At 52.2% G+C, this 17,480-nt stretch carries 2 protein-coding genes; both read right to left on the bottom strand.

The window, feature by feature from the left end:
- Positions 1-87: 87 nt before the first annotated feature.
- Entirely contained in the window at positions 88-5,304 is a 5,217-nt protein-coding gene (locus tag ACJJID_RS05425) for an OmpA family protein (RefSeq protein ID WP_444921814.1), read from the bottom strand.
- Entirely contained in the window at positions 5,304-17,096 is an 11,793-nt protein-coding gene (locus tag ACJJID_RS05420; RefSeq protein ID WP_444921813.1) for an isopeptide-forming domain-containing fimbrial protein, read from the bottom strand. The genes ACJJID_RS05425 and ACJJID_RS05420 overlap by 1 nt, the downstream gene beginning before the upstream one ends.
- Positions 17,097-17,480: the final 384 nt, after the last annotated feature.

Genomic DNA, 17,480 nt, shown 5'->3' with positions numbered 1-17,480 from the left:
CAGGCCTTATTAACTTCTTACCAACGAGATAACTTCACTGAAGAAGTGCGCCTCAAACAAAATAAGGTTTTAATTCCTACTCCACTCTTACAACTTACCAACAATATTCACAAACATCCCCTGGCTGTCGTAATCCAGCTGGGTGAGATCATCGGAGAAGTCGGTAAAGTTGTAACCCACCCCCAACTTCAAATGATCACCGATATGACGGTACAGGCCGACCAAGGCACCACTCTTGCTATCCTGTGCGTCGGGCAAATCGAGTAGGCGGCCTTCGATTAAGAGATCCCAGCGTTTTACAAAATGCCAGTCTGCGCGCAGTACATAGAGGCTGGCGCGGCTGTCGAAGAATTCTGGGTCTTCCCTATCCAAGCTTAACTGGCCCAGACGGTAGGCGTATTTGCCTCCCAGGGTCCAGCGTTGGGTGAGATCGTAGCTGGCATCCACGGAGAAAATATGACTCTTCTGAATAAATTCAGCCGAGGTGTTTTCTACCGTTACCTGATCTTTGGTGGGCACGTTATAGAAATAGGTGTATTTCAATAGCGTATTGAGGCGATCGTGATTCACCGGGCGGTAGGCGTAGCCCATTACCGCTTCGGTAAACTTGCCATCATAAAACTCGCCCTGGGAGCTTTTGCTGTCGGAGTAATTAAACTTGCCGACCAAGCGCCAGTCTGGGTTAAGTTGATAGCTCAGGGTGTTTTTCAGCAGCCAGGTATCGCGCTCGGATTCCAGCACGGTATTTTCATCCAGTGCGGTTTCCATGGTATCGGTGCGGTATTCTACTGCCGAAGCCAAACGGATTTCATCCAGGCTATAGCCCATATTAAGACCCAGGGCGTTGCGCTCAGTTTTGGCGCCGGTGCGCGGGTCTTCCAGGGTGCCCGCCTCTACTGTGGTGCCATATGTCCAGCGGTCGTTGGGTGCCAGGTCCATACCCAGGGCGTGGGTCAGGCCGGTGGAGACATCGCCGTGGCTGTAGCGCTCCTCACCATACATACTCAAAGTGTCGGAATAACGGCTGCGGAAGCCGGTACTCATATTGCCTTTGCGGGCACGCACGCCGGTATCGCTGCGCTCGTTATCGAGGGTGTAATTCAGGTAAACACTGGTTCTATCGCTCACCAGGAAATCGGTACCCAGGCGCGCGGCCAAACCGGTATCGCCGCTGGAGACTTCACTATCCATGGTGAGTCTGTCACTCACCCGGTAGGCGCCACCCATACCAACCCGGTTGTTTTCTTCACGGGTGCCGGTTACTTCCACAGTGCCCTGTACAAAGCCGAAAGCACTCCAGTTTTCACCGGAATCATAACTGGCTTCCACCGCCATATCGGTGCGATCGCCCTCAGTTTGGGTAGCTGCAACGACCTCCGAGAAATCCTCGCGGCTATCATTGCGCACGCCGGAGCTAAGGCGCCAGTGGTCGTTGAGGCGATAGCCGAGCATCAGATCTGTAGCACTGGTGTGCAGACCGAATTCCTCTTCTTTATTATCCGCTTTCAAGCCCACATCGAGACTTTCACCAAGAGGTAGGTTGACCCCGGCTCCAAACTGTGTGGTTTCGCCCCGGGCAAATTGGCCGGGGCCGGAGAAGCCCGCTTCCCGTTGCTGGTGGTAGAAATTACTGGAGCCGCGCAGGCTTTCAAAGAAATCCCCCAGCTGCAGGCTGCCCTCTACTTTGGTCGCACCCGCAGAAGCCTCGGGGTCTAAGGTCTGACCATTATCAAAAGTGAAACCACCATCCAAAGAGTTGGTGGTATCCAGGTTACCGCCTTCGCTATTGGCTACTTCAACTTTTAGCCAGCTGCCGGCGGTTTTGCGCAGAGTTAAATCGAAGCCCTGCAACGCGGTTTCGTTGTCATCCTCATCCTGCTGGGTAGCACTGAGCCCCAGCTTTACGTGATCTCCAAACCAGTAATGGGCGCGGCCACCAAAGGCCAAGGTGTCCATCTCTTCAAAGCCGGGAGTATATTCGTAACGGGCGACCAGATATTGGGGATTGCCGTTGTAGGAGCCATCCTGAATTAATAAATTATCGTTGGCCAGGGCGGATAGCGGTTTGTTCAGCAGTACGCGGCCCTGAATATAATCGATATCATAGTCAATGACCGGCGAGAGATTTTTTACAGCCAGCACCAGGCCAGAGTCTTTATCCCGCACTTCAACACGCAGACGTTCAGAGCCGTTGAGAATATCCTGGTGTCGCATGAAATACAGGGAACCGCCGGTTCCACGATATTCATCGCGCCCGGCAATAGTACCTGGCTCTGCGCCGAAGGCATCTACCTGGAAGCGCTTTTCCCCAAAGCTGGTCATGGAGTCGCTTTCGAAGTGACCGTTGGCACCGTAAAGAGCACGATCTATTTGCGCCAATTCATTATCGGCATAGGTTGCCTTGAAATTACCCCACAAGCCGTAGTCGTCGTACTTGGACAACTTCACATAAAACTTGCCGGAGGTGGGCGCATCTTCCACTACGGTGGAGTCGTCACCAAAGGTGGGATAATAAAGATCGCTATCTAAACGACGAAACAGGGCATCCGGCGTTTTTTCCATAAAGTTGGAAAACAGATCGTCGACAGGACCTTCTTCCGTATCCGCACTGGCGGACAAACGCCAGCCTTCACCGAAGCCACCGCTAGTATAAAACGCCAGTCGGCCATCGTAGCTGACAGAATTGTCGTAGTGGGTTTCATCGCCGGTCACCAGCGCTGCAGGGCCGTTAGTTTTATCGTAGCCGATCGTGAGATCGGCAATACCCACGGTAAACCAGTCGTTTTTAGCAAATTCCAGATCGCGCAGGAACAATTCGCCATTGCCCTCTTCATCCAGAACCGCCACCTCTACGGTGTGCATACCGGGATCGAAAATCTGTTCGGCCACAAACTGGCCCTGCTCGTTAACCGGTACTGGATTACCCGCCAGCCAAACAGTGTGCCCTGGCGGCACCTCAGCACCATTCACCAGCACACTGTTGCCATCCAGAGGGATATTTCGTCGCGCTAAGCGGTTCTCGCCGTATCCAACCAGTAATTCCTGGGAGACATCCACATCTTTTGTGGACTCTTCGACCTGGTCCACCAACCACAGAGTCTGTTCGGTGGTTTCATCGAAGCGGCCTTTTCTATCGTACACCCGCAGCACATAGTGCAGTTTTTTTAACGGCGCCTGGAACTGGGAAAATTCCGCAAACCATTCTGCTTCCCCGGCGGTCAGTGGTACCACATCAAGGGGAGTGTCGCGCAGGGACTGTCCCTCTTCAAACAGGCGCACCTCGGCCTGCTCAATAAAGGTGGGATAGTTGGTATAGCTGCGGAAAACTACGCGGTTCTCGCTGTGTTCCGTGTCCGGGTTATCCGCATAGCGGATGGTATTAGGCCAGGCTGAAACATTCAGGCGCGGCTGCATCTTTTTGTTATCGAAGCGGAACTGGATATTGGCATTATCCAGCGCCACATCGGTACAGCGCTGCAGGTCGGCAGAGTTTTTATAGGGGTCATACTCCGGGCTACCATCCACGGTAATACGCATTAAATTCAGCGAATAGGGATTATTAGCGATAGCCTCGCGATTAATGCGCTCGATTTCCAGGCGGTCACTCTCCGCCAGAATCGCCAGCTCGTCGTAAAGTACCTGTACTTCAACCCTGGCACCTTCATTCAGAGTGAAGCCGTTGGCCACTACATCGTCGGACTGCACATAACCGCGACCTTCCGATTGCACTTGGGTGTCTTCAAGGCTGAGCAGTTCTTTGACCTGCTCCATAGCGCGGCGAGCGCGTGCACCGGAAAGCCCCACATCATCGCCATAAACCATGGCTTCACGGCGATCCATACGTTTGTTTTCGCTGTAGCCAATAAAGCTCAAGCGCACATTGGCCTTGCTGGCGATTTCCCCCATGGCAGCGCGCATTCGGGTCAGCTGCGCCTGGGTAATAATCGGATCGCCATTATCGAAGCGAATGGGCGGAATATCTCCACGCAGGGATTGGTGTGCAATGGTAATGGTTTCCGCAGCCGCCGCTTCCGGGCAGGCCTGTACTCCGTCCACCGCCACTTCGAGGGGATCGTCGTACCAGAATTCCACTTCCACGCGACGGTTGAGAGCGCGGCCTTTAGGTGTGTCATTGGCGGCAATAGGCTGACTGGCCCCCTTGCCGCTACTGGTAATCATGGTGTCCGGTAGGCCCAGGGCATCGCGCACCGCCAGAGCGACACGGCGAGCTTCGCTATGGGATTTTTCCCGATAGGCACTCTGCTGCTGTTCAGAACTTTCACCAATCTGCAGAGGCAGTGCATCGGTGTGGCCGACAAAATGGATAACCAGATTATTTTTATTCGCTAAATTCGAGCGCACTTCGCGGATACGGCGTAAAAACGCCTCGGGCAAATTCGCTTGCCCTGCCTGCCAGCGCAGAGGATTGACCAGGTTTTTTAAGCGCGCGCGCTGTTCAGTGCCAGCAGTATAGTTGAGCCTACAAACTGTTTCCTGCCGGCATACTTTCACGCGATTGAGCGCCAGGGCCTCAGCGCGGGCGCGTGCCGCCATGGCTTCTTCATCCAGGGCATCGTAAGTCACCTGCACCTGGACGCGGCGATTGAGTTCACGCCCTGCGGTGGTGATATTATCGGCGATGGGCTCAACATCACCGCGGCCTTCCACGGTGATCATTTCCTCTGGCAAGTCCAGGGCCTGCTGGAAGAAATCCGCAACGAACTGAGCCCTGGCCTGGGTAAAGTCATCCTTATTCTCATAATCAGCCACCAATTCTTTTTGCATAGGATCAGAATCAGTGTGGCCAATAAAGTGCAGCTTAAAGTTTGGCTTTTCACCTAACTCGGTGAGTTTTTCTCGCAATAACTCTATAGCCTCTGGGGAGACTTCATCCTCTACAGTATAAAACGGTATGGGTTCGATAAAGTCTTCCAGCACAATTGGCTCAGGCGGAGCAATAAAACTCCCTGCATCCTGCAGCCATTGATTGGCTGGGGCACGCAATAGCATGGTTTCCGTATTGCTGCCGATGGACTTTTCCTCAAATTCTGCCTGAGGCTCCTCTATTTCTGGAGTCAGCCCGGGAATTTTTTGCCACACTTGCCACCAGCTCGCCTCCTGAGGCTCGGCAGCCCCAGGGACAACTGGTTGTTGCGCTTGAGCCGGTAGCGTCAAGGCTAGGGCGATGGCCGTGGCCAAACAGCGCTCACGTCGGCGAAATGTGCGAACAGTTTTTTTTACAGCAACCAGAGCGCTCGACGGTTCCATGCTACTGCGATTTTTATCGCTATCTGCAAAGGACATTACTGCCACCCTCCTTTGCTGGGCGGCGCACCACGCCGCCAGAATACTTCCGTTTCAATAGTCAATTCGTAGTCGCCATAACTAGCTGCCCACTGCTCGGCAATTTCAGTCTTGATCGCTTGCAAACGCTCTTCCACCAAATCCGGGTCTTCATTTTCCGCGAGGTAAGACAGACGCAATACCGAAGGCGCCTCACTGAGTTTTTCCAGCAACAGTTCAATACGGGACTGCCACTGGGGACGCATCTCGGTAGTTGTCGGTTCAAAGACCGCCTCAGCCATATCCAGTCGCACCACCCGGTGCAAGCTGGCACCGAAGTTAAACTTCACCATCTTGCCTCGGGTCGCGCGCACTACACGCGGGTTTTCCGTGGTGAGACGATAGCCGCTGGGCAGACTGCGGTCGTCGAGCTTGAGCACAAAATTGGAACCGCGATCAGGGTTCGGTACCACAGCACAGGTGATATGGAATCGACCGTGGGCGTCAGCGGTAGCATTGAGGCCAGTTGCACTCACCACTCGCGCACCAGGCAGACCGCCTTCACCAGCATCCTGATAGCCATTCATATTTTTATCGTCGAAAACCTTACCGATCACATCGGTACAGTCGAAGGTGGGGTCTGGAACCACACGCACGGTTGCCGAGGCCTCACCAGAGGCTGCTTGCCCGGAGAGCTGGTTGAACATTGCCGCACGGTTCACGTACTTGCCCTCGCCCACACCGGAACCCACGACCAGCAGCAGTTTCAGCTCACGGGTCTGATCGGCTTCCACACGCAGGTCGGACCAGATCAATTGCAAACCTTTTGTCTCCGGCTCTACCGGTTCACCGTCGAGGCGCGCCGAGCCGGCCACGTATTTGAAGCCAGCGGGGAAGAAGTCCACCAACTGCAAATCTGTGAGCGGCACCGGCAAGCTGTTGCCAAAGGTAATGGTGTAAGGCACCAGCTGGCTGCGAGTCACATTCAGCATGGCCGCAGTTTTAGTAATGGAAAGCGCTCCCTCCAGGTTCGGGTCCATGGGAATATGGTTGTTGAACAACTGGCTGTCCCCTGGAATCTGCTGGTTATCCAGGGAGAGGCGCAGGTAGTAATTGGTTAACGTATCGCGCGCTTCGATATCCAGCGGCGGATTCGCTGGGGACAGCTGTACTTCACAATGCTGCGCGGTTCCCGGCACCATGTCGGCATTGCTGCCGAGGCAGGCACCCACATCGAACCCGGCAGTTTCCTCATTGGTTTGCGCAGGGATTACCAGGGATTCACCACCGACATATTTCTTATCGGCAAGCTCTACTTTAATCAGGTAGTCCGCATTGGCAGGACAAGCGGCATCATCGAAATTAATGTCGAATTTGTAGTAACCACCGGTATGGGTTACTTGGCCCTGCTGCTTTTCATCATCGAAACAGCGATCCGGCAATTCCTGCCCAGAGCTAGCACGCAGCATGGTCAGAGCAGCACCGGTAATGGGCTCACGCAGGATCGAGTTGTACACCACACCATTTGGTGTCAGCGGTAAATTCAAGTCCTGCGGATTGGCCCCTGAGTCTACAAAAATCTCACTAATACGCTGCGGACCATCGGTGAAATCGGAAACCGAGTTACCTAAAGATGCAGTATTTTCAGTGGCATCCGGTGCGGTGTAGCGCATCTCATAACTGAGACCACCGTAGCCATTTGGAACTAGCCCTTGGAATTGGAAGTAACCGTTTTCGTCGGTCTGGATAGTTTCCAGCAAAGTATCATTGAAATAGAGGTCTACAGCCCAATTCAATAATAGGCGTTCGTCCGCATCCGCCTGGTTATTGAAGTTCACATCGTGCCATAGGTAACCGGCCAAGTTGGCAATACCCGGTGTACCGCCCACATCTATGGCAACACTGGCTTGATTAGTTGAAGGAGGATCATTCCACTGTACTTCAGCGGTGTTCAGCACCGTATAACCAATTTCCAGGTTGTCGGAAAGCTTTGCCTGGAAGCGCAGTGTTGCACTTTCACCCGGCAACAAGTCCCCATAAATAGCGGAGTAATCTGCGGTAATTACCTGACCAGCGATACTGACACCATCGACCTGGCCATTGAGCATGGCAGAGTCTGCAACGTAGGTAAGGACACCATCACCAGCAACCATTAGGTCATCAGTAATAGTCACCATGGTTGCCGGTACACCACTGATATTTTCAATGGTCACCAAGTATTCCAGCACCGTACCGGCTTCAGCTGCACCGCCACCGATAACGGCAACTTCTTTCACAATTGAAAGTAGCTGTGCATCACCCACAACCACTTGAGTCGGCTGGGCACCATTGGCCGGATTGCCATCCGCATCAGTGAGAACCAGGGGCAGTTCTTCGGCAGTGACGCTGCCCTGGTTACTGATTACAGTCCCCCTGGCAACATCCGCATTCACCATCACATCAAAAGTTACAGTGGCCGTTTGTGCAGAAGTGATCACACCCTCATCGGCACCCGGCAGTGGTGGTGTTAGGTCATTGGAAGACACGGGCAAGGCCGTATTCAGCAGTGACATACCGCCAGCGTTGTCGGCAACAGCCACGCCATTTAGGGTCGTACTGCCAGCAACATAAGTGGTATTTGCAGGCACCTGGTCGGTGAGAACCGCCTGTAGTGCATCGACACCACCCATATTGGAGATTGCAATGGTGTAACGCAGTACATCACCGGGATCAACAATGCCCGCAGAAATATTGTCCACAGTAATTGCCACGGTTTTATGCGCAATCAGCAAGGGGACATCGCCCACAATATCAATTGTAGGATCGTTCGGCGCATCGGTAGCAGGATCATCCGAAGGCACTTCAGCAAAGGGACCGCTTCCTGCACCCTCGCCATTAACAAAGCCTTGGTTAGAAATCATGGTGCCATCTTTGACATCATTAATGGTGACATCAAAGGTGACCACCGCAGCTGCAACACCGGTTGCAGCCGCACCAATAAAGCCATCGGCCTCGCCATTGGTATTAATACTCATTCCAGCTGCAAGAGGAGAAGTGCCACTTACATCCGAAAGCGCTGAACCATTCAAGGTAGTGGAACCCGCTACGTAAGTGGTATTGGCTGGAATCTGGTCGCGCAGCATTGCATTAACGACATTTTCGCTACCGGTATTTTCCACGCGAATGGTGTAACGCAGAGTATCCGTCACCATCAGCAGATCCGGATCGCCTGTTATATCCGCTGAGGTTTTGTGTACCACCAGCAGTGGCTCGGAATCGATTAACACCTGAGTAGGATCTTCATCACCCTCCGCGTCAGGATCATCGGTGCCGTTAATATTGGGATCGTCACTGTTTTTGAGTAACTGGCCTGGCAACTGTACCTGAGCCTGATTCAATACAGCTGTAGCGCTATCAATGACAGGGGCGAGAGTGACTTCATAGATCAACTGAATTGAATCGCCAGCATTGCCACTTGCCGCCAGGTCAAGATTTGTCACCTTCAGCAAACCACTGCCGTGGGTACCAGCAGAAGGATCTGTTCCGCTGCTATCGCTATTTGCCGGAGCTGTTACCAGCTGGAGTGAACCGGACTGGAACAGCGGCAGGCTGTTGAGGCGGCCCAGATCATCGGTAATTTCTATTCCGCTGACATCCACACCGCTGACATTTTCCAGGGTGAGGGTATAGCGCAATACCTCTGCAGGACTCGCTGCGTTAGCTGGGTTTTGCCCACGGCTGACATTTTCCACCGTCTTGTAGAAAGTCACCTTGGGTACCGAGGCGCTCACGCTGAACGCGTCCTCGTGATCAAGAACCCCAGGAGTGCCATCGGTAGGCGCCGGACGGGTGTACTGACGCGCTTCGGACGCACTGCTATCCCAACTGTGCCACAGTGTTACGCCGGCAATATTGGTGAGCGAATCGCCATCACGGGTATCCGCATCCAGGATGGCATCGTAACTTAGCAACAGATGGTGATCCGCAGCCAACATTGCCCCAGCGCCAATCGAGGTGAGGGTGAGCGTACAGCTGGCAGCATCAAAGGCCGCATTAAAATCGGTGCCTTCGCTCAGAGTGGCAACCGCTGTACCGGCAGCGTCTGTAATTTGCGCAGCAAAATTATTTGGTGCGGTTTCACACATACCACCGGGATTATTGTCCGGCAGAATATCGGTCACACTGATATCCCAAGCCGGGCCGGTGCCGATATTGTGTAAGCCCAATGTAAAGGTACCGGGCAAACCAGACTGCACACTGGCGGGGCCGGTTTTTGTCAGGGTAATCGCCGTGGGTTCTACCACCTGCATATCCAAAGTGGTATTACCGGCACCGGCGCCCTGCCCCAACGCCGGATTGTCGTTGCCGTAGTTGTAGCTGTAACTGGCGCTGTTGCTAAACAGGAAGCCATCTACATTGGGCGGATTGCTGTCGCGCAGGCGCAGAGTGATATCAAGCACCACCTGCTCACCAGCCGGTATGTCGATGCCACTGGTGCTATCGGCAATCACCAGCGCGGAGGCGGAACCGGTATTTTGCGGGGTAAATGCATTTTTACCGGAAACCTTGGCCGCACCAATAAATTCCAGATCCGCGGCAGAAGAGCTCAGGTCGATCAGCACACTCACATCGTGCAGAGCTGCCGGCTGTGGCGTTTGCGGAATGGTAATGCGGTAATTAAACGACTCGCCAATGGAGGCTGTGGCTTGAGTGTTTTCAATTAACAGCGGCGCGGCATTGGGGGTATTAAACTGCACGCCCACTGGAGCTGTGGGGCCGTAGTCTTCGCGCATATCCAAAGCAACCGCAGTGGCTCCCTGGGAAGGCAAATTATCGCCATCCAGTGAGTAATAGGTTTCCACAGTGGCCGCATTTTGCAGATTGAGGCCTGCGCCTAAGTTGGCATCGGCCTGTACGCGATACACCATCTGCAAAGTCTGACCCGGATTAATGGCATAACCCGTTCCCGCAGAGAAATCCCAAACCGCAACACCGGTGCTAGTATTGAACGCCGGGGCAATTGCGCCGGCCGCAGCACCATTCACATTGATCGACTGTACACTGATGCCACCCTGGCGCAGGCCGTGGGGAATCAAATCTTTTAAGACCGGGTCGTAGGCCGGTGCTGAGCCATTATTGGTAATGGTAAGGGTGTAATCGACCGTGTCGCCGGCGGACAGTGTCGCACCACCCGCGGGCGTCGCGCTGATCGCTACCGCCAAATCCGGCTGTAGCAGATCCAGGGTTTCGCTGTCATTGCGGGTCTCTGTACCGGTGGCAGCATCGAAGCTAAACACCACATTATTGGTGAGCGCCGTATTATTGGCAGGCCAAGGATGTACATCGCGGTTTAATACCCGAGCACGATAGCGCAGCACAAATTCATCATTGGCTGCATTGTTATCACCGAGATTGCGCAGATCGGCAATATTCCAACTTAAAGTTGTTGGACCCATCGCGGGGTCACCAGCCAGTACCGGCTCGGCAATATCGTTGTGGGTGAAAGGCGCCACAGCCGCAAAGGGTGCGCTGTTGTCGGCATTAACCGATACCGTGCCGACAAATACCATGCCCTGCGGCAGGGTATCGACAATCTGGGCGTTCGGTGCTGAGCCTTCAGGCAATGCCAGGCGCAGCTCGTACTCCACCAGATCGCCGATACGCAACTGGGCATTGCCGCTACCGTAACTGTCGTCGACACGGATTTTGCTCAGGGTACTGTCATTGGCAGCGGTCAGCTGTGCAGCGATATTTTCCAGCACATAATCATTTAAACCGCCGACACCATCGGCACCATTACGCTCGTAGGGACTGCTGTTGTCTTCATCCAAGCTGGTCCACTCGATACGTGCATTGGCAGAAAGCGAGGCGGCCGCCAATACTTCATCTAAAACCAATGCATCGAATACCAGCAGGCTGTTATTGCCTGCGGCAATGTCCAGATCGCTGTTGGCACGGTTCCAAACCAGGCTTTGTGCATTATTGACCCCATCACCAGTGACAGTGGGATCAGCTTGGGCGACACCGGCAAAGGAGACACTGCCCGGTACAAATTGCAGACCGAGTGAAAGCTGCTCGCTGATTGCCAAATCAAATGCGGCAGAATTTTCTGTGTTGCCCGCAGCGCTGAGATCCAGAGTGAAGCGCAGAATATCGCCCGCATCCGGGTCATTGCCGGGGCTGGTCTGGTTGGCTACGGCATTGGTTGCGGATAAATCCGGCTCAACAATCGTGAGCGTCGGCGCAGTGCCAACACCACCAGCCTGAGCTGCACCACCTTTGGTGGCGGCAAAGGTATAGCTGGCCTCATTGGCAAAACTGTGCCCCGCCTGCGCGGTTGCGTTATTGGCAACACGCGCACGCACCTCAAAAATCGCCACATCGCCAGCCGGAATCATATCCACGGCCAGGGCAATATTGTTATTGCTGGTGTTATCGGTAAATGCGCGGCCATTAATTTCCTGCAACTGCACCAGTGTCAGGCTGGGATCGAGCACATCGGTAATCACTAAGTCGTGAATCGCCGCGGTGGTGGCGCTGCCCGGTACTTGAATACGGTACACCACTTCCTCCCCCACTGCCGCTGTGGGGGCAGTAAGCAGGGTTTTCTGTGGCGGCGTTACCGTAGTGGCAACCGTGCCCATCGGGTAAGGCGTTGCCAGGGGAACCGCGGCATAGTGCTCGCCGTTCTTGCTGGGCAGTGACCAGAATTCATTGGCCGTAAAGGTGTTTACCCAATTTTCACCGCCGCCGATATCGGTATAAAAACCAATTTCATAATAAATATCCAAACAAGCGCCGGCCTCGATAGGCACCTGCAGAGTAAAGTGCATATCGTCGCCGCGATTGGCCGGTGCGGTGTAGTTGTAGTCAGCGCCCTGCGTCAGTACTGTGCCATCCAGAGACACCCGCAAGTTGGCGATGGAATTCTGGTCCATCTGCGTAGCCAGATCATCGGTCAATGACAAATCATAGGCTGGAGCCAAGCCGGTATTGCAGGCTTGCAGGGTAAACTGCATCACATCATTGGCTGGGTTCACATTCATATGGGAACTGGGCCAGTTGGCATCGGTCTTGGTCAGATTCGCGAGGCGCGGCTGCAGCACCGTAATACTGGCGCTGTCCTGCAATGCGCTGGCGGCACCGGTGTAATTCAATTGCGCAGTATTGGTTAGAGTGGCGGTGGGTACGGCAATGCCTGCACCGGTTTGCACCTTGGCGGTGTACTCAATCACAAAGTGATTGGTATTGCCGAAATTACTGCGAATATCCCCCAGGTTCCAAGTTACCGTACCGGTATCGCCGGCAGTGGGCACGGCAATCGCCGCATAGGAGTAATCATTTAGATTGTCATCGTAGGGGGCGCTGGTATCGCCATTTACACTGACAATGGAATCAAATTCCAAGCCGCTGGGCAGCGTATCGGTAACGGTTACCGCCGGAGTAGTGCCCGCTTGCAGGTTCAGGACCAGCTGATAGGTCACCGTGTCACCAACCCGCAGTGTACCCACCGGAGTAGCACTATCGGAATCCTCAATCACAGTCTTGGAGAGACTGGTGTTATCCACCGTATCGATACTGGCGTTGGCCGGGCCAACACAGTAGTCATCCGGTGCAGAAATACTTGGGCAGCCGGCGCCATCGCGCTCATAGGCCTGATCGTTGATGCTGCTGTTATCCAGTGAGGTCCAGTCCAGCATCACACTATTACTAATCGGCGAACCAAAAACCCCATTCACCTGGGTGCGATAGGTGATCACCAGGGTTTCACCCAACTGCAGATCCAGGCTGTTATCGCCGTTATCGCGACCCCAAATCAACGGTCCGTTCGGTGCCGCTGCCGGTGTAGCGACAAAACCAGCCACAGCGCCGCCGTTAATCAGTGCCATCGGAGTAAAGCTATTATCCAACTGCAGTTCCGACGGCAGTGTGTCCACCAGATTTAAATCGTAAGCAGCAGCGGTGGAGCCACCAGCGTGGGTCACGGTAATTTCGTATTCCAATACATCGCCACCCACCGGTAAATTGCCGGGGTTGGTTGCATTGCTCACGGTTTTACTCACCGTTAACAGGGGCTCTACCACGGTAATCGCGGCAGTTCTGTCATTGAGATTTTCCCCGGCCCCGGTTTCGCCATTGCTATAAGACAGAGTGGCACCATTGCGGCGTGAGTCACCGTCGTTAGTGGCCAGATCATTGGCGATACGGGCGAAATAGGTAATGCGGATCAGTGGTTCAATGGTTCCACCGGCAGTGTCATTTTCACTATTCGTATCGACGGTACCGATATCCCAGGTGGCATTGCCGGCAGTGTTGTCTGCGGGGAAGCTATTAAATGCGGCTTCAGAGGGCGCAGCGCCATTGATGGTCTCGATACCGATAAAGTCGTAGCTGATGTCGTAATCGCTATTATGACTAAGCACATAACCTTCCGGGCTGCCCAGTTGATCCGTAATCGCTACGCTTTGGCTGATACCTTCGGGCAAACTAATTTCCAGCTGGAATTTTTTATGGGCACCGATAGTGGGGACTACCGCCGGCTGCAAATCGGTTTTACTCATCTGCAGTGGCAAGACTTCTGTCTGGGCACTGGCATTGGTTTCATAATCATTGATAGCGTCACCACCATTGGGCAGTACGCCGATACGCATACCATCGGCGGCCCCATCGTTGCCGATGGAATTGCTGCTATTCAATGAAATATCTTTGCCCGGCAGGGACTGCCAGCGGGCCTGAATGGTGTTATCCAGAATCTCATGGGGCTCTACACCCTGCTCTACCCGCACATCAAAGGTGAATGACTTGGTAGCGCCCACGGCGATGCTGTAATCCGCATTACTGCGATTCCAGCTAAAGATCGGTGCATTAGCACCCACTGTAGTGATATCAACATTTTGGGGTGGATCATTACCACCGATATTGCCAACGTAAACCAACTTAGTGCCCGTCAGGTCATCAAGCACCTGCAGATTATAGGCAGCGGCGCTACCGGTATTTTCCGCGGTTACAGTTACTGTGAGAATATCGTCCGCATCGCTATTGGTTACAGCGAAGGATTTGTTCAGCTGTATCCTCGGACCCGTTACATTAATTGTATGTGGATCAAAAGTAGTTGCTACCGGGGTAGCTCCAACCGCCGGTCTATAAGTCATTTGCGCTACGCCACTAACATTAGGATTAACTAAAGTAGCGGCATGAGGTGTATATTTATTGTTCTCCACTCGCGCGATAAATGTTAGTTCGACAGGTACCAAACCGTCAGGATAGGCTCCACGGTCAAAAGACAATAGATGCTGATCGCCATAACGCCACTCAACAAAGTCATTGTTACAATCGATTTGAGGGGTTGTTGCTCCACCACCAGTAAACCATGTGGTACCCGGAATGGATGTTAAATCCAGCGATACCGCCTCAATACAACTTAACCCCTCGGGAAGATCATCACGGAAAGTAAAATCAATTAATCGGGAGGCAGGCACCTTACCCGTCAGCTGATATCGGATTTCTTCGCCAACAACCACGTTATTATTTTTTGGGTCGCTCAGAGAGAGTGAAATAATTTCTTTCGGTTCGGTTTTAACACCAATGATGGTCATAGTCGCATCGTCAGAACCGCAATAGCCACTCCCATCAATACAATAGATACGAGCACCACCAAGCGCCGGTGTGGCTGTACGTGGTGGAACTTTTCCATCTGTGCCAGGGTGGTTAGTATTATCAATAACTGGATTACTTTGCGCACCCGCCAGCCCTTTTAGACTGTCGTAACGAAAAATAGAGGCCGTATTTTTAAACGACTGATTAGGAACCACTGTACGGTGTGGGCTCACACGATAGTAAAGATTAACACTATCTTTATCGTCAATTTGTTTTAATGCTGTTGAATGATCATAGGAAAAGGTTAAGAAAGCCTGGCTTCCATTTTCCAAACAGTGCGGGGAGGCCTCGGGATCATTAGGGTCGTAGTCATAATCATTTCGACCAACCAAAGTGCCCACAAGACCAAAGTCGCCCTCAGGAGTATTATTTAGACCATCCAATGCAAATGGCCAAACACACATTTGTGCACTCTCCAGCTCGTCGGTAATTACGACATCATATGCTGGGGCAGCACTTGGACCGCTGTCTTGATTATTTTCTACAGTTATTCGGTAGACAAAGTCATCAAACTTACTACCAGACACCGAGTCCACCCAGTTACAGCTATTAATATTTCCTCCAGCCTGACTAAAATTACAGACCTTTTTAGAGATATTAAGGTTTGGCTCAGTTACTGTAAGCTCTGCAGTCCAGTCTTGCCATTGTGGATAGCCTGGATATTCTGTATTACAACTACTTCCTTTTGTGCAGGAATAATTATCAATGGTTATTTGTTGAGTTGTTGGGGTGCCAGTGCCATCCACAGTAGTCTTGAAATAAGCAGTGAAACGAGCCCGACCATAGTCAATACTCGTATCACCATGAGTGGTAGGGCCTGAGACTTTATCCTCATCTTTATTGAGTAAGCGGGTAGTCATGTCCGCAAGGAACCACTGTCCACGTTTATCTACAGCATAAGTGCCACCATCACTCACATCCCAGTGTAAGCCTGCATCTGAAAGCAACGTGCCCGGCATACTGGTAAAATTAGTGATAGTAGTACTACAGTCTGTCCTGGATGGGTCAGGGAAGGTAGCATCCGCACAAGAAGCAAGCTGGCTATGGGAAATATACCCTTGATAACCATCGCGTCCGTTATGGACCCCGGGTGTATCATCTGCGATATCAATGCCACCAACAGCAATTAAGTTGTAGCCTGGTGTCTCAAATCCAAACCAACCACCAGCATAAATCTCAAAGTCACACTCTTCCCCAATTAATATTTCCGGCTCACCGGAATCCCTGCTGGGCAATTCATTACAACTACCTGGCACATGACGTTTCAATAGATTGAAGCCAAGTACCTTTCCTCGCATAGCATCCAACGAATAATTATTGGCTTGCTGTTTCCCAGGATTGGTTTCGGAATTAGCAGCTTCCGGTGCAGGATAAATTAATGGTGTACCATCATTAAGAGTTATTTCCCCGATCAAATCTACTCGAAAAGTAAGATCATCAGCTTGCAAGCCTGTACTGCTTGTATCTTTCTCAACAACAAATGTTATATCCCCAGAACTGTCATTCTGGGCTTTTAAAATGTCTAGCCCATTGTCAATTGAGCAAAGGTAGACACTTGCATTATTAGGAATGGGTACAGTGTTGTTATCAGGCGGCGGCAGCTTCCAAATAGGCATCCTGACGTTGGCACCAGAAGGATGTGCGCTACTGGGGTGAACTGGAGGGTTCGCAACTGTAGTACTACTACAACCATTGGGAACACCCACAACATTCATCGTTGCCCCAAAAGAGACATAAGCAAAGAAGTTATCGGCTTGATCTCCACCTTCATTTGTAATTTCAAAAGTGAGATCGGTCGTGCCATTATCTCTTACAATATGTAAAGCCGCAGGGATATCAACATCCAGGTCTTCTGGCCAAGCATCGAAATTGGTAGTCTCTGTAATTTTTGCATTATTTAAAGAACAATAGTTATCAAACTCAACCTCTACTTTATGTTGTAGTGTCTTCCTATACCCGGTATCAGGCTCATTGATACCTTCATCAAGGTTGGTTTTAAGATCAAAAGCAGCTGGATCTATTAGTACAACTCCAAACCTAACTTCAACCCAATCCCCATGTCGCAAAATGTCTACTTGAGACCCTTCATTGTTTGCGACACCATTTCCCTCTAATGAAAAATTAGGTGTTTTAAGTTCTGCTTTTGCTAAGTTAGACTGACTGGCATCAACTGCCACTGGGTTTTCCCAAGTAACCCCAGCCCCGCCAAAGTTAATTCTGCCAGGATAGTTATTACCCCCACCTCCTCGTCGACCAACAACCTCTACAGGATGTGTTGGATCCATAATATACTGGGAAGGTAGAGTATTAAGCAGTCGTAGACCACTTACTGTATGACCAGTATTATTTTCTACACGAACGGTAATATTGGCACGAGAGCCTGCCCTACCTGCTATCCCCTGTGCATTTCGTATAGTAGTGTTAACCTCTAAGTCTCCCTGGTTTTGGGTCCCAAACAGGTTAGCAACTTTAGATGATGGGGGCCCCTCTCCCCAAGCATGGGTAATTCCACCTATGGGAGAGCTACAACCCCATTCGAGATTTCTAACTACATTGATTTG

Source organism: Microbulbifer sp. CnH-101-G, assembly GCF_052466775.1.
Note: the sequence above shows the minus strand (reverse complement) of the source record. Positions and strands in the feature narration are given on the sequence as shown.

Bases quoted from the DNA above. Each gene is read 5' to 3' on its own strand.
- ACJJID_RS05425 (WP_444921814.1), bottom strand. From the start codon at position 5,304: ATGTCCTTTGCAGATAGCGATAAAAATCGCAGTAGCATGGAACCGTCG.